This is a genomic window from Sulfuricurvum sp., assembly GCF_036279695.1.
Taxonomy (GTDB): domain Bacteria; phylum Campylobacterota; class Campylobacteria; order Campylobacterales; family Sulfurimonadaceae; genus Sulfuricurvum.
The window spans coordinates 1-18,924 of sequence record NZ_DASUIQ010000102.1; the positions used below are offsets into that span (position 1 = coordinate 1).

19 protein-coding genes and 1 pseudogene are annotated in these 18,924 nt (G+C 46.5%); 2 read left to right on the forward strand and 18 right to left on the reverse strand.

The window, feature by feature from the left end; all coding sequences use genetic code 11:
- From VFW36_RS09750 to VFW36_RS09825, 17 genes and pseudogenes are all read right to left on the reverse strand, one after another.
- Positions 1-933 (reverse strand): 2Fe-2S iron-sulfur cluster-binding protein (locus tag VFW36_RS09750; protein ID WP_329658622.1); only part of this gene is annotated, 933 nt, incomplete at its 3' end.
- Between the two features lie 10 nt (positions 934-943).
- Positions 944-2,980 carry an FAD-dependent oxidoreductase gene (locus VFW36_RS09755; protein ID WP_329658623.1) on the reverse strand — a complete coding sequence of 679 codons (2,037 nt, stop codon included), beginning with the start codon at positions 2,978-2,980 and terminating at the stop codon, positions 944-946.
- A gap of 9 nt (positions 2,981-2,989) precedes the next feature.
- Entirely contained in the window at positions 2,990-3,214 is a 225-nt protein-coding gene (locus tag VFW36_RS09760; RefSeq protein WP_329658624.1) for an NADH-ubiquinone oxidoreductase subunit E family protein, read from the reverse strand.
- Positions 3,215-3,226: 12 nt separating this feature from the next.
- Positions 3,227-4,453, reverse strand: coding sequence for an NADH dehydrogenase (quinone) subunit D (nuoD, locus tag VFW36_RS09765; protein WP_329658625.1), 1,227 nt, complete (start codon positions 4,451-4,453; stop codon positions 3,227-3,229).
- An 11-nt stretch (positions 4,454-4,464) separates the two neighbouring features.
- Positions 4,465-5,271, reverse strand: a complete 807-nt coding sequence (locus tag VFW36_RS09770; protein ID WP_329658626.1) for an NADH-quinone oxidoreductase subunit C — start codon at positions 5,269-5,271, stop codon at positions 4,465-4,467.
- Positions 5,271-5,780 carry a NuoB/complex I 20 kDa subunit family protein gene (locus VFW36_RS09775; protein WP_013459129.1) on the reverse strand — a complete coding sequence of 170 codons (510 nt, stop codon included), beginning with the start codon at positions 5,778-5,780 and terminating at the stop codon, positions 5,271-5,273. Before VFW36_RS09775 ends, VFW36_RS09770 begins: the two co-directional genes overlap by 1 nt.
- Positions 5,762-6,151, reverse strand: a complete 390-nt coding sequence (locus VFW36_RS09780; protein WP_329658627.1) for an NAD(P)H-quinone oxidoreductase subunit 3 — start codon at positions 6,149-6,151, stop codon at positions 5,762-5,764. The genes VFW36_RS09775 and VFW36_RS09780 overlap by 19 nt, the downstream gene beginning before the upstream one ends.
- A 311-nt stretch (positions 6,152-6,462) precedes the next feature.
- Positions 6,463-6,870: a CZB domain-containing protein gene (locus tag VFW36_RS12580; RefSeq protein ID WP_414720290.1), complete on the reverse strand. Its 408-nt coding sequence runs from the start codon at positions 6,868-6,870 to the stop codon at positions 6,463-6,465.
- Between the two features lie 30 nt (positions 6,871-6,900).
- Positions 6,901-7,557: pseudogene (locus VFW36_RS12585) on the reverse strand (methyl-accepting chemotaxis protein); the annotation flags it as partial.
- 117 nt (positions 7,558-7,674) lie between these two features.
- Entirely contained in the window at positions 7,675-8,736 is a 1,062-nt protein-coding gene (locus tag VFW36_RS09790; RefSeq protein ID WP_329658629.1) for a hypothetical protein, read from the reverse strand.
- Complete coding sequence (locus VFW36_RS09795) at positions 8,733-10,469, reverse strand: ATP-binding protein (RefSeq protein WP_329658630.1); 1,737 nt, start codon at positions 10,467-10,469, stop codon at positions 8,733-8,735. The genes VFW36_RS09790 and VFW36_RS09795 overlap by 4 nt, the downstream gene beginning before the upstream one ends.
- Entirely contained in the window at positions 10,466-12,007 is a 1,542-nt protein-coding gene (locus VFW36_RS09800) for a long-chain-fatty-acid--CoA ligase (RefSeq protein ID WP_329658631.1), read from the reverse strand. The genes VFW36_RS09795 and VFW36_RS09800 overlap by 4 nt, the downstream gene beginning before the upstream one ends.
- Positions 12,007-13,257: an OmpP1/FadL family transporter gene (locus VFW36_RS09805; RefSeq protein WP_329658632.1), complete on the reverse strand. Its 1,251-nt coding sequence runs from the start codon at positions 13,255-13,257 to the stop codon at positions 12,007-12,009. Before VFW36_RS09805 ends, VFW36_RS09800 begins: the two co-directional genes overlap by 1 nt.
- On the reverse strand, positions 13,257-14,102 hold the full coding sequence (nfo, locus tag VFW36_RS09810) for a deoxyribonuclease IV (protein WP_329658633.1): 846 nt from the start codon (positions 14,100-14,102) through the stop codon (positions 13,257-13,259). Before nfo ends, VFW36_RS09805 begins: the two co-directional genes overlap by 1 nt.
- Before the next feature lie 30 nt (positions 14,103-14,132).
- Positions 14,133-15,281: a pyridoxal phosphate-dependent aminotransferase gene (locus VFW36_RS09815; protein ID WP_329658634.1), complete on the reverse strand. Its 1,149-nt coding sequence runs from the start codon at positions 15,279-15,281 to the stop codon at positions 14,133-14,135.
- Entirely contained in the window at positions 15,268-15,768 is a 501-nt protein-coding gene (locus VFW36_RS09820) for a hypothetical protein (RefSeq protein WP_329658635.1), read from the reverse strand. Before VFW36_RS09820 ends, VFW36_RS09815 begins: the two co-directional genes overlap by 14 nt.
- Positions 15,740-16,756, reverse strand: a complete 1,017-nt coding sequence (locus tag VFW36_RS09825) for an aldo/keto reductase (protein WP_329658636.1) — start codon at positions 16,754-16,756, stop codon at positions 15,740-15,742. Before VFW36_RS09825 ends, VFW36_RS09820 begins: the two co-directional genes overlap by 29 nt.
- 91 nt (positions 16,757-16,847) lie before the next feature.
- On the opposite strand from VFW36_RS09825, the gene VFW36_RS09830 reads away from it, so the two are divergent.
- Positions 16,848-17,177, forward strand: coding sequence for a hypothetical protein (locus VFW36_RS09830; protein WP_329658637.1), 330 nt, complete (start codon positions 16,848-16,850; stop codon positions 17,175-17,177).
- A 35-nt stretch (positions 17,178-17,212) separates the two neighbouring features.
- The gene (locus VFW36_RS09835; protein WP_329658638.1) at positions 17,213-18,118 is read left to right on the forward strand and encodes a DUF234 domain-containing protein; all 906 of its coding nucleotides are present in this window, start codon (positions 17,213-17,215) and stop codon (positions 18,116-18,118) included.
- Here the strand turns inward: VFW36_RS09835 and VFW36_RS09840 are convergent.
- Positions 18,101-18,889 carry a J domain-containing protein gene (locus VFW36_RS09840; RefSeq protein ID WP_329658639.1) on the reverse strand — a complete coding sequence of 263 codons (789 nt, stop codon included), beginning with the start codon at positions 18,887-18,889 and terminating at the stop codon, positions 18,101-18,103. The two genes, VFW36_RS09835 and VFW36_RS09840, sit on opposite strands and share 18 nt — an antisense overlap.
- Positions 18,890-18,924: the final 35 nt, after the last annotated feature.

Below are 18,924 nucleotides of genomic sequence, written 5' to 3' on the forward strand. Positions count from 1 at the left end.
TTTCAACCCCTGAAGAATCATCGCCTCTTCATTCGTAATGAGTGAGCTAAAACGGATCGCTTTCGCGTTTTGAAGAGCACTTAGCGCCTGTGTAAATGAGTCCTCTTCTTTGGTTCCCTCAACCGTGAAATCAAATCCGAAGCGTCCTGCGCCGCAGAGCGTCGAGTGTTCGAAATCATTCGTGACACGGTAGATTTTCTCTTTTGCCCCAACCGAGTTTGAGGTATGGCGCACTTCATACGTCAATGAACATCCCGCCGAACAGTGGGCGCAGGTTGCAGGGATTTTGGTGAGTTCCCACGCATTGGCACTGTATTGAAACTCTGAACTTACCAGCGCACCGACCGGACACACCGCGATACATTCGCCGCAGAACGTACAATCGAGTTTATCGCTGTTTTTCGGGATAATGGACGATTTGTATCCGCCGAATTGAAGCTCAATCGCGTCGTCCCCGATAATCTCATTACAGACGTGGACACATTTTTCACACAAAATACACAAAGACGGATCATAATTGATCAATCCCCAATGCTCGATTTTACGCTTTTGATCTTTGGCACTGAAGTGTTGGCGATCCACACCGAACTCCAACGTTTTGTTTTGAAGATCACAAGCACCTGATTTGTCACACACACCGCATTCCAACGGGTGATTGACATCGTAGAGACGCATGATATTGGTACGTTCGGTTTTCAATCGATCTGAATCGATCGTTACCGCAAGCCCTTCGGTCGGAGGGGTTTGACAGCTGAGGATCAATCCGTCGGTTTTATCCGTTTCAACGACACAGAGCCGACACGATGCACACGGAGTCGTTTTTTCCAAATAACACATCGTCGGAATATAAAATCCCGCTTTGCGTGCCGCTTGGAGGATCGTCTCCCCTTTTTGCGCCGTTACGGGTTGATTGTTAATCGTAAAGTTAATCATCCATCCCCCCTTAGTGTGCGATCATCGCAATATAGTAACAGCGCATACAACGCTCCGCTTCAGAGAGTGCCTCTTCTTGGGTAAAGGCGTATTTCACTTCGCGGTTATTGTCTTTGCGTTCTTCCACGCTCAGCACTTCACTGTGTTGGCGCGGCAATCCCGGAAGCCACCCTTTGATTTTCTCTTTTTTATCATACACTTTGAGACGACGGAGATGATCTTCCATAATCTCATCATTGGTTAGTGTAATGTCGCCGCTCTGGACATAACGGCTGATGACGGATGCGGCACGTTTGGCTTGACCAACGGCATTGACGATCGTCATCGGACCGTATTCGCAGTCCCCCGCCGCAAAAATCCCTTTGCGTGAGGTCATGTAATCTTTACCGTTCGTTTTGATCGTCGCCCAAGAGGTACGCTCGATTTCCCACTCTTCCGGGAGAAGTTTCAAATCGGCACTTTGCGAAACGGCTGGGATGAGATAATCGCACTCCATCTCAAAACTTGCCCCTTCGATTTTCTCCAACGTCGGACGTCCGCCGTTCGGATCCGGTACGAGTTCAAAACGGTCAATCACCAACGATTTAAGAACATCGTTCTCATCTTTCATTGCCGCAACCGCCGAGTGGAAGATAAACTCTACACCCTCTTCGACCGCTTCGTGATACTCTTCATACGTCGTATTTTTGATAATCGTCGCTTCATCACGTCGATAAAGCATAATAACTTTTGCCGCACCGGCGCGGATAGCACAGCGGACAACGTCCATCGAGGTAAATCCGCCCCCGACACACGCAAGCGTTTTGCCTCTCAAATCAACCCAATCAGCCGGTAACATATGGCGTTTTTGGTCTTCTTCACTCACCATTATGTCGTATTTGACTTGGAGATTGACCTTATCCAAAAAGTCGATCGCTCCCCAATATCCTTGAATCTCAGAACGTTCATTGTCACAATAGACTTTTTTCGAGATACGGGTACCCGTTGCGACCAACGTCGCATCATATTCGTTCTCGAAAGAGCGCATCATATCAGCGGTCACTTTGGTATTGGTGATAAAATTCACCCCCAAAGAGCGTACCGCTTCAATGTCTTGATTGTATTTGTCAATCGGCATACGGTATTCAGGAACCCCAACCGCAACTTCACCGCCGAGAACCGGAAGCTCTTCGTAGACATCGACGTCGATTCCATCCAATGCCAAATAGTACGCACCCGTAAGTCCCGCAGGCCCTGCACCGATAATCGCTACTTTTTTCCCTACTGAAGCTTTTTTCTCACTCGGATGGAAAAATCCGAAACCGTGATCGGTCTCATAATCGGCACCGAGACGTTTGAGTTCCATGATCGAAATCGGCTCATCGAGATTGGTACGACGGCACTCACTCTCACACGGGTGAGGACAGACACGTCCGCAGGTGTGAGCCAAAGGCATCGTTTGACGAGTCGCCATCAATGAATCATCAAAACGCAAATCACGTACACCCTCGATGTAGGCTGGAATATCGACATGCGCCGGACACGCATCCATACACGGCGCGGTGATTTTCGCGATGTAGCTGGTATCTTCCAAATGGTAATGTTTGGACGGTTTTTGGTTCTCGATACACGCCATAAATTCCGACTCAAAATGGGTCATCAAATCCAACAACGGGTTCGGAACGGTTTTGCCGATCTCACATTTAGAGGTCTCCTGCATCGTACAAGAAACCTCTTTGAGGTGCTCCATATCGGCAATCGATCCCTCTCCGCGAGCGATTTTGTCGAGCAAATCGTACAAAATACGTCCGCCCCATCGCCCCGGTGCACACCGTCCGCACGCCTCGGAATAGACCTGATACTGCGCGGCGTATTCGGTAGCAAGACGAACCACGTCCACATCAGGGTTGAAAAGAGCTACGCCGTCCCAACCGATAAAGGCTTTGGAGTGGGCGTGCTCGTTGTATTCCAACGGGAGGTTATAAGCCGATTTTTCCCAAGCATCGTCATGTTTGCCGATGTTGTTGATCTGCTCGCCCCGCCACGTGGAGAAATAGACTTTACTCACAAGGCTTCCTTATTTCTTGACCACAATGGTCCAGTCGGCTTCGTTGAATTTCAACGAGTTCATGAGGGTACACCCCAGTTCTTTGACCAAATCCGCCGATTGTTGTACGGAGCTAAAATCACCGATCTCAAACAAGAAAATCAATACTTCGCCGCTCGCGGCTTCGCTTTTGATAATTTCGGACATGCGGCCTGCAAAATTCTCTTTTAAATGACGTAAATCATATCGTTTCACTGCATGCTCCTTTTAGCGGTCTACTTCACCGAAGACGATGTTGGTCGTCCCGATGATTGATACAACGTCCGGAATGTAGTGACCCGGCAGTAAGTCGGTCAAAATTCCGGTGTGCCAGAATGACGGCGCACGGAGTTTTAGACGGTACGGATAAGCTCCCCCTTGGCTGTTAATGAAAAACCCGAGTTCTCCCTTAGGTGATTCGGTTGCCACATAAACCTCTCCTACCGGAGGACGCATCCCCTGAGTCACAAGGACAAAGTGTTGCATCAACGAGTAATTTTGGGTCATGATGTCGATTTTCGGCGCCGAGATATATTGAGGTGCGTGTGCCATCAATTCCGGAGTCGTATCGGCATACATATCGAGTACTTGGTACAAGATTTTTGCCGATTCGCGCATTTCCGCCATATAGAGTTTATAACGGGCATAGTTGTCCCCTTTGTCGGAGACGGGAACATTAAACTCTACTTCATCGTACAACTCGTACGGCTCTTCTTTACGAATATCCCACTCAACGCCTGAAGCGCGGAGCATTACCCCTGAACATCCCCAGCTAAGTGCCATCTCTTTAGAGATAACTCCCACATTTTCCATACGCATTTTCCAGATACGGTTGGTATCGAGAAGGTCTTCGTAATCTTTGATATTTTCCGGCAATTTATCGAGGAATTTACGCAAGTCGGCGATAAAATTATCCGGCAAATCGAGCGGAACACCACCGATACGAACAGCTGCATGGGTCAAACGGGCACCGCAGTAATCTTCGATCAAGTCCATCAAATATTCACGTTCACGGAAGGCAAACAAGAAAACGGTCATAGCACCGATGTCGAGCGCCGTTGTCGCCAACCAGAAAAGGTGAGACATCAAACGGTTCGTTTCCAAAAGCATCATACGGATCACTTTCGCACGGCGCGGTACGTCCAGACCGATAAGACGTTCAACCGCTAGCGCGAAACCGTAGTTGTTGGCACTCGATGCGATATAGTCCATACGGTCCGTTGTCGGCATGAACTCGTTGTAGATCATGTTTTCCGCCATCTTCTCCATACCGCGATGGAGGTATCCGATGTCCGGATGAGCTTTCGTGATCTGCTCTTGTTGCAAGTGGAGCATTAATCTGAGCTGTCCGTGTGCCGAGGGGTGTTGAGGCCCGAAGTTTAGGATCAGTTCATTGTCGGCACGGTCAAACGTAATGTTTTCAAAAAAAGGTCGTAATCTATTGGCTTGTTGCATACTGTAATTCCTTAACGATCGCGATCAGAGATCACAACGCTTTTTTCTGCGTCAAATTTTTGGATGAGGAATACCCCCTCATTCTCTTGGTAACACAACGGTGTATCCGGTTCACCTTGGCTGATGTCGGCTCCGCGAGGTACTTCGTGACCCAAACGGGCAAAACGTTCGGTGTCGTAACGATCCACTCGCGCAGGATCGCGGTTTTCAGGTCCGATAATCTCACGCGCCTCTTTACCGAAGATTTTGTCCACTTCGTACCATTGTGCGAACTCATCCCCTTGAAGCGGATAGGTTTTGCGAAGAGGGAACCCTTCCCAATCATCCGGCATCAAGATACGTTTCATAAACGGATGGTTATTGATAACGACTCCGAACATATCGTACATCTCACGCTCAGACCAATCGGCAGAGCGGAAGAGCGATGAAACACTTCGGATCGACTCTTTCTCATCGATTTTACATTTTACGCGAACACGTTTGCGTTTGGACATACTGAGCATTTGGTAGAAAATCTCAAATTTTCCCTCCTGTGCCAACCAATCGATTGCTGAGAGTTCGGAGAGCTGATTGTACTCAAGCTCATTTTTCATGAGCTCGAGTACACCGAAGTTATCCGCAGCATTGACTACCACTACCATTTGTCCCACTTGGATATAGGCATCCAATACATCGAACTTGGCTTTGATCGCTTCGAGATCGTGAGCGAATACCGCATCCTCGGATACATCACTTTTCGCTACTTGCGGAGCAACCCAGTAACGGTCGGTGTAATAGGGTTTTTTCTGTACGTCGTCTTTAGGGGTGTAAGCTCTCATTACATCAACCTTTTTGGTTTTTGAGCGCGGGATGCGCTCTCACGTCGGATTTTTTGTTGCAACAGCAATACCGCATACTGCAATGTCTCAGGGCGCGGAGCACATCCCGGAAGGTAAAGATCGACGGGAATAACGCGGTCAACCCCTTGAACCGTTGCATAGGTGTTGAACATACCGCCGGTATTCGCACATGAGCCCATCGAGATAACCCATTTCGGCTCCGTCATTTGATCGTACAAACGGCGGATAAACTCAGCATGTTTTTTGGTCAATGTTCCCGCAACAACCATAAGTTCCGCTTGACGCGGAGAGGCACGGAAAATCGTACCGAAACGGTCGAAGTCATAACGAGATGCACCCGAAGCCATCATTTCGATACCGCAGCACGCCAAACCGTACGTCAATGCCCAGAGGGAGTTGGATCGACCCCAGTTGACCACTTTGTCGATCGTCGTCAAAGCGACGGGAAGTCCGCCGTCTTTGAGATAATTTACTTGATGTTGTGCCATTCGAGAGCCCCTTTCTTCCATGCGTAAACAAATCCGATAGCGAGTAGCAAGATGAACATCATCATCTCGACAAATCCGAACCATCCTAAGAGTTTGAAATCAATCGCCCACGGAAACATGAAAACGATCTCTACGTCAAACAGTAAAAACAACAACGCGAAGAGATAAAACTGCGTCGAGATACGGTTCGGTTGTTTCGTTACTTCCGGTCCGCATTCATAAACCGTCAGTTTTATCTTTTCGGTATCTTTGGCCGCTAATGCGCGGCTGGCTAAACGTGCGATAACCGTAGTGGCATAAAATGCCCCAAACGTTAACACGAACAGTACAAATACCCCAAAATAAGGATTTGCTACGTTGTAATGCTCCATAGTTCCGACCTTTTGTGGTTGATGGCATATCTCGTCACAGAGCAATCCTCTGCTACGCTATACGGTTTTTATATAAACAGTTGTTGCACTATAACAAAAAGAGAATTAAACAAACCCTTATCAATCCGATATTTTTAGTGCTCTGTCACAATAAGAAACACCGCACTATTGGGTTTTGACTATAAATGTTAAATTTAGTAACACTCTGAAAATAAAGTTGCACTTCCGTGTCAAAACGGAACAATCAGGGGGAGAGATAGAGGAGATGTGATTCCTATGCAGCATGTTCAATGCTACATTTTTGGACAGATTTAATATTTCTCTTGCAGCATTCGATCCAGTGTTGCAAAAACACCGTCGCTGGCATGTTCCATCTCTTCGAAAATTTTTACAAAACGATCCGATCCGATCTCTTCGGTTTTCATCAGATCAAAAATCTTATGGGTAGAGTTGTGGACAATTGAGTGCGGTGATTCAAGCGACGAGTAGCTCGGTGTTTTTTTGAAAAAATCGGCACCCTCTCCTTCGTAATACCATTTACCCAAACGGCAATTATGATGATCGACAAAATTAAACTGCTCTTTTTTGGTAATCGCAGAGAGATACGTATTCACTTTCCAAATAATGTGATCGAGTTTTGCCAAGCTCATAAAGACCCGCTCTGCGGTATGTTCCGTATGAGAAAACGTTTCTCTCATCATCTGAGCATTATGATCCATATTGGTATTAAAACTTCCGATGGATTCATTGGATTCTTGAATGTTCTCTTGCACCTGCTCAAACTTATCCCCGATGGTGGTAACGTCTTGTTTCATCGATTGAAGAGAGATATTGATTTCGCTGATCGCTTTGTCGGTGCGATCGGCGAGTTTACGTACTTCATCGGCAACAACCGCAAAGCCGCGACCGTGCTCACCTGCACGCGCCGCTTCAATCGCGGCGTTAAGTGCCAAAAGGTTTGTTTGATCGGAAATGTCTTTGATTAACACCAAAATACTCGCGACATCCTGAGCGCGATCCGAGAGGGTTTTAATCGTCTCCATCGACTCCGACGCCAGATGATTTAGACCTTCAAGGGTATTCGAAATTCCCGAAGCTCTATGCCCCAATTCAACGATGCTTTCCAAAAGTTCATTTGATTTGGCGATATTCTCTTTGGACGAAGAGACCGATGATGCCATATTCCCCTGAACATCGATCAGATTTTTTTTGAGCTGTTCGTTTTGATAGGTCATCATCACGGTCGCATTACCGCAGCGTTGCCGCTCATGCTCGTGCTTTATTTGATCTTCACACACTAATAATTTTTGGGAGAGGTTTTGATTCTCCTCTCGGAGCGCTTGATTCTCTTTTTGGAGTGCTGAGATCTCTTCTCTCAACGGTGTATCATCACTAAACCAACCCATTCTTGCCTCTTTTGTGCATATTTAGAGAATTATACTTCTACTTTTGGCAAAAATTAACGGTTTGGTCACATTTCGGTCATAGCGTGATACATTTGTGATAAGTTATAATCAATCGTATCATTTTCTATACATTCCCCCTAGCAATACTGATTCTAACCCGTCTTCTTTAATCGACAATACAAATGTTTCAAAAATAGGGGGAACCACTTGATCTGAATCCACATTTATCTGATAAATATTACCCGCTATTACCCCATTTACTTCTAAATAATAAGGTTCATCCTCATAAATACCTTTTGAAGAAAGAAGCACCCCTATCACTTGTTGATTATCTTCTATCATTGTTGCAGCGATTCGACTTGATACCCTCTTTTTGCTCCCATCCGAGAATAGAACTTCTGCCAAAATACCATTTACGTGACTCTTTTTTTTAGGATCATAAAACTCAAATCCAACCCCTTTTTTACTCCAAAGTTTGGGGTTATTTTCATCGATCTGTACTTTTTTCGGAACATGACATTCAAGTGGAAAAACCACCTCTGGTTTATTCGGTATAGCTAAGTGAGCATCCCAATGAGACTGTTTCACCTCATTCCATGCCACTTGAAAATGCTCATTCGCCACAAGGGCTTCATCATATGCAGCACGTGTCCCGATTCTTATCGCATTCTTTGCTTTGATTTCAAATATTCTCTTATACTTTATAAGTTTCTGTAATGCTGTATTAGCTCTTTTCTTTAATACTGGTAATGATAATTTTTTCTCAGCTATTTCAGGAGCTGCGAACGCATACTCTGTCATATCGCTAAAAGGGCATAACGCTATACTCTTCTCCACAGCCGATTCATACAACTGATCTTGGATAGATTTTTCAACACCAAAATTCCATGGAAGTATCCATGTAGCTTTATCGATAAAATAAGAGGGTGTTTTAATAGAAGGTTTTTGTGCAGAAAGGGTTACCACTCCATCCAAAACACTCCACACACCAAAGGATTCAAATCGCTCCTGTGTGGATAGTTCTAGATTCCATTCATAAGTACCGTTTGAATGAAGCCAGAGTTCTGATTTTGTTTCTCCCGTATTTGCTAATACATATTTGCCATCAATCTGTTGGGCATATAGTTCATTGATAAAAAAGTTAAAAGATGCAATAAAAATTAAAATAAATATTTTCAATGGTTTATAAAGCCCATCGATTTTTCCCCTTCGAAACTTCCTGAACGCTCTTTTTGGATCTCGGCGATAAAATCATCGAGTTTAAATATCCCCTCAGCCCGTGCAGCGACATTGTACGCGGTATTTTTGACGATCAGATTGATCTGCCCGCCAGTCAGCGGATACGATGCGAGTTTTTCAATATCAAATCCGCTTTCATACGGTGCATTTTTCGGAAGCATCATTTTCCACAATGTCAGACGCTGTTTTTGATCGGGTTTTTTGAACTCGATTTTGTAGTTAAAACGGCGTGAAAATGCCTGATCGATGTTTTCGAGGAGGTTGGTCGTCGCGATCAATATCCCCTGAAATTTCTCGATCTGCTCCAAAAAGATGTTTTGCATCTGATTGTGCATCTGATCGGCGGATGAGCCGATCCCCGCAGAGCGCGAAGAGAGAAACTGATCCGCTTCGTTGAGGAGTAAGATCGGTTCTGTTTTGGTCTGCTTGGTAAGATCCGCATAGGTATCGAAGATTTTACGGACATTTTTTTCCGATTCACCGACATACATCGAGAGGATTTTCGAGCAGTCAAAACTCAAAACCTGTCGCTTTAGAGAGCGAGAGAGTGAGTGAGCGGTGAGGGTTTTCCCTGTCCCCGGAGGGCCGTAGAAAATGATCCGTGCATCGATCCCCGCTTTTTTGTCTTTGACTCCCCATTCATGGAGACGCGCGATCACTTCGCGATCCAACTGACGCATCAAATTCGAGAGGGTCTGCTCGGTCGAAGGGTTCAAAACGACGTTTTCAAGAGAGGTTGTCGGTTCGATCAACTCAAAAATCTCCTGCTCTTTAATCAGCATATCGAGTTTGAGTTTACGCACCTTTTTCTTTTTCTGCGGGTGCATGATTGACTGAAGTACCTCATCGACGATGTAAAAGGCGCGGCTGATACCGCCGAACGGGTTGAGCATCTCCTCATAATCGATCACTTCGTCGCTGATGAGTCGTGAACCGTCTTCGAGGAGGGCGCGGTTTTTAATCCGCTCGTAATCATCGAAACTGATGAGATCGATGAGGGTATTCATCTCTCTCAAGTTCCCCTCAGTCGCACTGTATTCCTCTTTGAGGAGCGCCAAAAAGATCACCTGCTCTTTGGGTTCTAGTTTCTTTTGTTTAAAAAAGCGATCCAATACGACATCGAGTGACGTTTGGGCTATCCGCTCATCGATCCGTTTTTCGAGCAAATCGAGTTTGTTTTGGATACGATTGATCCCAAGAGAGTGTTCGTTTCCGTTGTGGCGGATAATCGACATCTTCTGGTACAGCTCGATACGGAAAAACTGATCTTGCAAATACTCCAAATGATCGGCATAAGGTTTGATGTCGGGGAGTGTCATCTCCAAAGACCCCTCTTCGAGGAGCTTCATAAAAACCGATGTAAGAGCGACGGGGGTGTTATAAAGTTCCAACTGCGACATATCGCTGATTTTGAGGGGGATGAATGAATGGTGGGTAATCCATCCGAGTTCAAGGAGGGTTTTGACCTCCCCGAAATGTTCCAAATAGGTGTAGTCATCCGCACCGTAAAGCTCTTGGAGGAGTTCTGCCACAATAACATCTTCTTGGGACTGTAGAAACTTGCGGGTGAGGAGCTGCAATATTTTCGCTTCCTCGACCGTACATTTTAGCTGCGAAAAAATATGGGTTTTTTCGATGGTTTTGTTTTCTAAAAAATCGACCAGAAATTTCAATTCAATCCTTGTTTGAGAACACGTTTCAGTACTTTACCTGTAGCTGTCTTAGGAAGAGATTCTACCACGGTTATAGTTTTAGGGATTTTAAATGCCGCCAAATGCTCTTTGAGCTGCGATTTGATATACGCGGGGGTCGTATCCTCATACCCCTCTTCCAGCTCGATAAACGCAATCGGAACCTCACCGCTGTGGGGGTCATTCTGGGCGATCACGGCGGCGAGTTTAATCTGCGGCAATAGCATCATCTGCTCTTCGATCTGTCGCGGATAGATATTGATCCCCTTGGAGATAATCAAATCTTTGATCCGATCAACGATATAGACGTACCCTTCTTCATCGACTTTGGCAATGTCTCCCGTACGGAGCCATCCGTTTTGAATCGTCTCTTCCGTTGCGCTCGGATTGTTCAGATACCCCTGCATAACGCAATCGCCTCGAACAATCAGTTCACCCGCTTCACCGACGGGGAGTTCCACCATCTCGTCATTTACGATTTTTACCTCATATCCATAGAGCGGTAAGCCGACGGAGAGGGTTTTTTGTTTCTCTACCGGATTGATAATCACGGCGGGAGAACATTCGCTCAGACCGTACCCCTCCAACATCGTAGCCCTTTTAAAGGTGGATCGGAATCGGTTAAGAGTATCTTGGTTCAGTGCCGATCCTCCCGAGATAAAGCATCGGATAGAGTTGAACCATAAAAAATACCACGGCAGTTTCGCACGGATAAGGGCGTTATAAATATCGGGAACCCCCATAAATACCGTAACCCGCTTGAGAAGGGTCTGTTTGATGATATTGCTAAAGGGCAAAATCGAGGGGATAATCACAAACGATGCGCGGATGAAAAAAGGGAGCATCACCATAATCGAAAACGTAAACGAATGAAACATCGGCAAGTAGACGATGAAACGGTCGTTTGAGCGGAGTTCGAACCGTTCCTTTGCCCCGATAAGATTGGAAAAAAGGTTGCGATTGCTAATCATTGCCCCCTTTGGGTGTCCCGTCGTTCCTGAGGTATAAAAGATGACCGCCGTATCATCAAGCATTGCAGGGGATGGACTGTGTGGATGCAAATGTTCTGATAGTATCTCCCCCAAAACCAAATGATTCGCACTCTCCGTCGGTGCTTTATCAATCCAAATCGTATGGGTGAGTGAATCGATGGTATCGCACAGATCGCGAACCTCTTTCGTAAATTTCGAAGAGGTAATCAATACTTTTGCATCGCAATCGCTTAGGATATAGCGGTACTCTTCGTTTTTGAGCATTGTATTGATAGGTACCGTTACGGCACCGAGCTTGCTAATCGCAAAAACGCTTTGAACAAACTCGATCCCGTTGGGGGCGATCAGAGCGACACGATCACCCTGAGTTACACCGATGAGTTCCAGTGCACGTGCGGCTCTATCGACACTCTCTAAAAAGCTTTTGTAACTAATAGACTTATCATCAACAAAAATAACCCTTTTAAAGGGTGTTTCTTCTGCGACGCTGTGAAGCATCGCATAAAAATTGTCATACGGATAGGTCATTAGAAACGATACTCGATTCCAGCCGTAACCAAATATGCACGAGAGTTAGAGAAGTCACCGTTAATAGAACTATTATGAACGGTTCGATCTTTTTTCACATCGACCAGTCCCGCTAAACCGACATTCCATTGCTTATCAATTTGGTAGCGCGCACCCAAAGAATAGATCCAAGCATCCGAATCGGGAAGCTCATATCCGAGATTCGCTTCAGGTACCGGAGTTTTGTCGTATGCGATCCCTGCCATTGCCGTTAGCTTATCGAGTTTTTGAGTTAGACCGAGACGATAAGTATTGGTGTTTGTCCAATTCTTCGGAATCGGTGTCCCAAAAGCAACCGTTGCTGCATTGAGTGTCCCATCATAATCAAAATCGAGATTATTGTATGCAGACCAATAGGTGCGTTCGAATACCGCTTCTACCGTTGTCCCTGTATCAAACGTATACGCAGCGGCAAGGTTAAGTGCCGCGGGGAGAGGAACCGTCACACTGGCGGCACCGCTATAGGCGGCATGTGACGGATGAGCGGACGGAAGATAATTTAACGTAGCATCCCCTTCTACGTTCAAGTCGATTTTAGAACGATAGGTTGCCGCCAATGAGAGATTATGGATAGGTCGATAATTGAGTGCCAAGTTATACCCGTAATCCATAGCATCGCCGGTCAGATCACGAGACACTTGCGTAGCACCCGTATTGCTTTTGACAACGCCGCTGGTTCGAACGATCCGAAATCCGGCACCTATACTGAGGGTATCGCTCAACGGTACAGCCAAAGTAGGATTAACCTCTATGGTTTGGAGGGTAAACTCTTCCGCACTTGATTTTGCCGGTTGTGCATCCCACCGTTTTGACAATCCTGCCGGAGCAACGATACTCAACCCTGCGCGAGCACCGCTAGCTCCCAATTTTTTAGAGGTGTAATGGAGGGTCGGAACCAAAAACGATTCACTTTTAGAATCGATGCTGTATGGTCCTGAAGTAGTACTCACACCTGTTACTGGATTTCTAGAAGTATAGTTTCCATTGTAATGAATTTTAGAGAGTCCGATATAGGTCGCATCGACTTCGAGCAACCCCGCATCGTCGTTATAGACCATTGCCGCTGGGTTGTAATACGCCGCGTCGGCTCCATGTGCATTTGCCACATACGCCGCGCTCAGTGCCGTAGCGTTGATCGAACTCTCCGGGAGTTTATACCCCGCCGCCATTACCGTCGCTGCTGCAGCAGACAGAAATACCAAACTTCTCATCATTTCTCCATTCCGTATAAAAGTTGAATCTCCTGAGCCCAAATCGTCTCATCGATCGTTTCAAGCACCAGTGGAATGTCATCCATTCTCGGATCGTTCATGATAAATCCGAACGCATCGAGACCGATTTTCCCCTTACCGATCGAATCGTGTCGGTCAACTCGGCTGCCGAGATCAGGTTTGGAATCGTTGATGTGCATCCCACGCAGATACTTAAATCCCACAATTGTATCAAACTCCGCCCAAGTTGTGTCATAGGCTTCACGGGTTCGGATGTCATATCCCGACGTAAACATATGGCATGTATCGATGCAGACACCGACGCGTGATTTGTCCTCTATACGCTCAATGATGGCGGATAAATGTTCAAATTTCCACCCCAGATTTGACCCTTGACCCGCCGTATTTTCGATCACTAGGGTGACACCGTTGGTAACACTCAGCGCTTCGTTCATGCTCATCGCGATACGGTCGATACACTCTTCTTCGCTGATTTGTTTCAAATGGCTCCCCGGATGGAAGTTCAACCGATCGAGTCCCAACTGGCTACAGCGATTCACCTCATCGATAAACGCTTCGAGCGATTTTTGCCGTTTATCCTCTTCGGGATGACCAAGATTAATCAAATATGAATCGTGGGGAAGAATGTGTTTCGGGAGAATTCCACTTTTAGCGAGGTTCTCTTTAAACAGAGCAATAGTATCCGCTTCGAGAGGCTTTGCCGCCCATTGTTTTTGATTTTTGGTAAAAAGGGCAAACGCTTTCGCACCGATCGCCATCGCGTTTAAGGGAGCGTTAAAAACACCGCCCGAAGCGGAAACGTGTGCTCCGACAAATTTAGACATGAGTATTCCTGATAGTTTAGTAGTAGTATTTTAGCGCAGTTTGCGGATTCTCTGTGCCGCCTCTTCAAGTACATCCAGAGGTTTAGAGTAGCAAAAGCGAACCAGATTCCGCCCTGCATCATCGTGGTAAAACGCCCGTCCCGGAACCGATGCAACTCCCGTTTTTTCGAGTATTGCCATCGCTTTGTCAAAATCATCGCTCCCTGCCACACTGCTCACATCCGTCATGACATAATAAGCACCCGCAGGGACACTCGGAATCAATCCCGCGTCGCGAAGTGCATCACAAAAGAGGTCGCGTTTATGTTCATGGATACGGGCAAGCTCAGTGTAATACTCATCCCCAAGTTCTTCCAATCCAACTGCCGCACCGATCTGTAACGGTGCTGGGGCGCAAACGTAGATAAGATCGTTGAGCTGTGCCATCGCTTCGATAACACTCACGGGGGCAATAGCGTATCCCAAACGCCATCCGGTGATACTGAACACTTTGGAAAATCCACTCAGCACAACGCATCGATCTTTGAGACTCGGGACGCTGAGTGCCGTGATATGGACTGCATCCCCGTATAAAAAGTGCTCGTACATCTCATCGGCAAAAACGATCAGATCGTGTTTTTCGGCAAAAACTCCAATTTGCTCCAACTCTTCACGAGTATACACCTTGCCGCTCGGATTGGCGGGGTTGCAGATCACCATCGCACGCGTTTTTTGGGTCACTACCGCTTCGAGTGCCTCTAAATCGAGTTTCCACTGGGGTGCTTCGAGTCGAACAAACGTCGGTACGGCACCAAGCGACGTGAGGGTGGAGCGGTGATAGCCGTAATAGGGTTCGAACAAAATCACCTCATCAAGCGGATTCAAGAGTGCCATACATGCCGTATAAAATGCCCCCGTTGCACCATCGCTGACCAATACCTGCTCAGGCTGAATCTCGACATCATAAAATCGTTTCATCTTAGAGGCTATCGCAGAACGCAATCGAGGTAACCCCTCCGTCGGGGTATAAATATTAATTCCCTCATTCATCGCCGTGTACGCCCCCTCGATCACCGCTCGGGGAACTTCGAGATCGCAGACACCTTGTGCCATATTGATACCGCCCAGTGCATTGCACGCTCGTGTCATAGAACGGATATGGGATTGTTCCACCTGAGAACTTCGTTCACTCAGTCGCATTGGTCTCCTTTAGATCCTCGATTTTTATGATCAATCCGTTGCTTCGGTCTTTGAAATAGCTCATTTCGGGTTTGAGCCGATAGACGATGTCCATCTTCTCATTACGGATGTATTGGGTTTTCGCACCGCCGCATTGTTCGGTGGTATTGATCCCCTCAAAAATCGGTTCCCCCAGTAAAATACGTCGAAGGGTATCGGTAGGATAATCCGCAGAGAGGTACTCACGGACAAATGCTTCTTCGCTCATACACCCCGCGCTCACACACACCTTCTCATCAATCGAAATCTTCTCTACCGCAACTCCCGCCGTAAAGAGTTCAGCTTCCACCGCTTCCCCCTCATGACGAATATACCCCGTATCGGCAAATTTGAGCTTCGGTGATTTGATGGTGATAATTTTAGGCTCACTGATACTATAGTGTTTGCTCGTACACCCCGTAATCAACAAAATGAGGAGACTAACCCATAGGATAAAGAATTTTTGCATGTACCTCATCCAGTTTTTGGAGTAGTTCGGAGCTGAGTGTCACATCCATAGCAGCAAGACTCGCATCGAGCTGTTCGGGAGTCGTCGCCCCGATAATCGTCGAAGCGACAAAATCGAACTGCTTGCTCCACGCAATCGCCATCGTCACCGGATGCAGCCCTGCTTCATGGGCGATGCGGAGATACTCTTGGGTCGAGGCTAGAGTCTTATCGTTCATAAACCGCGTTACCATCAGACGCTGACGTTTATTGGCCGATTTGACGTAATCGCTGAACCGCCCCTGCGCATTGATGTCTTGGTTGTATTTTCCGCTCAGCACTCCACCTGCTAAGGGCGAGTACGGCAATAGTGAAATCTTCTCTTCGCGGCAGAGCGCACCGATCTCGGTTAGATCGCGACGATTGAGAAGGGAAAAATTGTTTTGGATCGACTCAAAACGGGCCAACTTTTCATATTTGGACACCATCAGCGATTTCATCGTCCCCCGCGCGGTGTCATTGGAAGTTCCGATATAGCGGACTTTGCCACTTTGCACCAGCGCATCAAATGCCCTCATCGACTCTTCGATCGGTACTATCGTATCAGGCCAATGCATCTGATAAAGATCGATATAATCGGTGTCAAGACGTTTCAATGATCCCTCAACCGCCCGCTCGATATGAAACCGATCAATCGCCGTATAGCCGTGACGGATCGGAGGGACGAACCACCCCGATGCCGCCCCTGCCACTTTGGATGCCAAGATAATGCTCTCTCTGGGTTTGGTTTTGAGCCAACGTCCCACCATCTCCTCGGTCAAACCACAGAGGCTCTCTTCGGGAGGAACGGGATAGAGTTCTGCGGTATCGAAAAAGTTGACCCCCGCATCGTAGGCTTTATCCATTATTTTAAACGCGTTTTTTTCATCACATTGGCTTCCGAATGTCATTGTCCCCATACAAATCGGCGATACGCGCAAACCGCTTTGCCCGATGTAGCGATGTTTCATAGAATCTCTTTTGAAGGATATAAATTTCTTATGCAATTCTACCTTTTTTTGAGCTACAATTAAGCCCTCAAAATACAAACAGGAGACAACTGTGTTTAATACTCTTCGTGATGCACAAAAAAAGTTTCAACAGCTCCAACGACTCCTCAACGAAAAGAACAACCGTGACAGTGCCTATTTCACTCAGCTCAATACGGCAACCGAAGAGGCCTATGTCCTCATGAATGAGGGGATGTGTTCCAGTACATCGGTCTGTCATGAATGTGCCGATCATCGAGATTTTATCCGCTCGATGCTGGAAATTCTAAACGAGATCGAAACAAATACCGCTTCTGCCGATCGCTATAGTGACAAATTGACACAATATACCGAACGGGTCAACAAAATTCTCAAAAATATCGCCATCGTTCTCACTTCCTAAGACTATCGCTTTACTTATTCGTTATAATCTATCCGATGGATAGAAAACTGATAAGCGATTTTTTTCACCTCAATCTCCCCCGAGATATGGAACAGTATGTTGAACTGTTCGCGATTTTCGGAGGATACAACGATCCGATCGATACGGATGAGACGATAGAATCCTTGATCCTCCGCCACATACTCATCCCCTTTGAGACCCACCGAGAACGCCTCCTCGCACCCCTAAATGATGATCCCCTCTATATCAATTTGCTCCATGCGATCAGTATCGGAGATCGACGGCAAGGCTCAGCGTATCGACGCGCCCGCATCGGCAAAGAGCGAGGGAATGAAGCATTTGAGTTTTTACGTGTCAACGGCTATCTCACGCTGGAACGTTCCCGCGAAATGCCTCTGATCCGTGCTCATCCGAAACAGAAATTCAAAAAAGAGATCGAGCATCATAAGATTTCCCATAAATTTCGATTTACCACCCCGTTTTTACGCTTTTGGTTTGCGTTTGTCGAGCCGTTTTCAAAATCGATCCGAGAGGGAAACTATCAACCGTTTTTGGATCATTTTCAGGAGCAATTTAACGCGTTTGTCGGATTTACGTTTGAAGAGTTATGCGATCTTTACATTCGAGATATTTTAGCCCCTGCGTTTCAAAGCGATCTGCTCGATTCGGGTAGCTACTGGAACCGCGAAGTGGAGATCGACCTGTTCATCGAGACCATGGAGGGGGAGATATGGGTAGGAGAGTGCAAATGGACAAATCACAAAGTGAACAAAAAAGAGTTTCACAAACTCGAAGAGAAATGCAGCAAACTCTCCATCAGAGCCGATAAAATACTGCTCTTCACCAAACGGGGATTTTCAAACGAACTGTGCGAGATGAAAGATAAACGGCTCTACCGCATCAGCGCGGAAGAGCTATCCGCCTTAACTGACCGCTTGTAATGCCCCGTAGGCTTCTTGGAGGAGCTGAAATCTCTCGGTGTATTTGTTGATAATTTTAGGGCTTTTGTTTTGAACTCGGTCGGGATGGTACCGTTTGGCGAGTTTGCGGTACCGTTTTTTCAAATCTTCCGGAGATGAGCCCATCGGGATCTCGAAAATCGCATGATAACGGATCATCTTATCGATTGCATCGTTTCCGTGTCCCCATCCACGATAATTTCCGTACAACCGACTCATAAACATATCGTCGTATTGATAGTTGATCGTAAAATGGAGTACTTCGCGACGATTGAGGGTTTTTTCGAGACGCGCTTTTGCCTGCGGAGTCGTCACATCGATAAAGAGCCCGTCGTTCGTCGAACTGGTCACCATACTGGAGAGCTGCTGTTTGAGATAGCGCATTACCCAACGATTCGGAGTCAACACGCTCAATTTAACACGATCCGGTCCGAACGCATACACTTCGACATCGACGTTTTCATTGTTGCGAAACGGTACTTCGATACGAACCGCCGCTGTTTTACATCGCTTCAAAGAACGGCTGTAAAACGGGCTGGAGAGTTCATTGGCTTTGGTAAAACGCTCGCTAAGCGTCTCCAAAAACTCCTCTTTTTGATTCGCGGAGTTTTCATTATTGAGAACCAATACCCCGTTATCCAAAAACAGTGTGTTATGGATGTGATGATCGAAAAACTCCTCCATCCACGACTCTTCGAGAGTGTTGGTACTCCCTTGAACAAAGATAGCGTTATTGCGTAATACAACTCTCACGGCAACCCCCGTTAGTAATTCATTACCTTACTAAA

Bases quoted from the DNA above. Each gene is read 5' to 3' on its own strand.
- VFW36_RS09815 (WP_329658634.1), bottom strand. From the start codon at position 15,281: ATGCGACTGAGTGAACGAAGTTCTCAGGTGGAACAATCCCATATCCGT.
- VFW36_RS09835 (WP_329658638.1), top strand. From the start codon at position 17,213: ATGGATAGAAAACTGATAAGCGATTTTTTTCACCTCAATCTCCCCCGA.
- VFW36_RS09770 (WP_329658626.1), bottom strand. From the start codon at position 5,271: ATGAGAGCTTACACCCCTAAAGACGACGTACAGAAAAAACCCTATTAC.
- nuoD (WP_329658625.1), bottom strand. From the start codon at position 4,453: ATGCAACAAGCCAATAGATTACGACCTTTTTTTGAAAACATTACGTTT.
- VFW36_RS09805 (WP_329658632.1), bottom strand. From the start codon at position 13,257: ATGAGAAGTTTGGTATTTCTGTCTGCTGCAGCAGCGACGGTAATGGCG.
- VFW36_RS09800 (WP_329658631.1), bottom strand. From the start codon at position 12,007: ATGACCTATCCGTATGACAATTTTTATGCGATGCTTCACAGCGTCGCA.
- nfo (WP_329658633.1), bottom strand. From the start codon at position 14,102: ATGTCTAAATTTGTCGGAGCACACGTTTCCGCTTCGGGCGGTGTTTTT.
- VFW36_RS09820 (WP_329658635.1), bottom strand. From the start codon at position 15,768: ATGCAAAAATTCTTTATCCTATGGGTTAGTCTCCTCATTTTGTTGATT.
- VFW36_RS09775 (WP_013459129.1), bottom strand. From the start codon at position 5,780: ATGGCACAACATCAAGTAAATTATCTCAAAGACGGCGGACTTCCCGTC.
- VFW36_RS09780 (WP_329658627.1), bottom strand. From the start codon at position 6,151: ATGGAGCATTACAACGTAGCAAATCCTTATTTTGGGGTATTTGTACTG.
- VFW36_RS09825 (WP_329658636.1), bottom strand. From the start codon at position 16,756: ATGAAACATCGCTACATCGGGCAAAGCGGTTTGCGCGTATCGCCGATT.
- VFW36_RS12580 (WP_414720290.1), bottom strand. From the start codon at position 6,870: ATGGATCATAATGCTCAGATGATGAGAGAAACGTTTTCTCATACGGAA.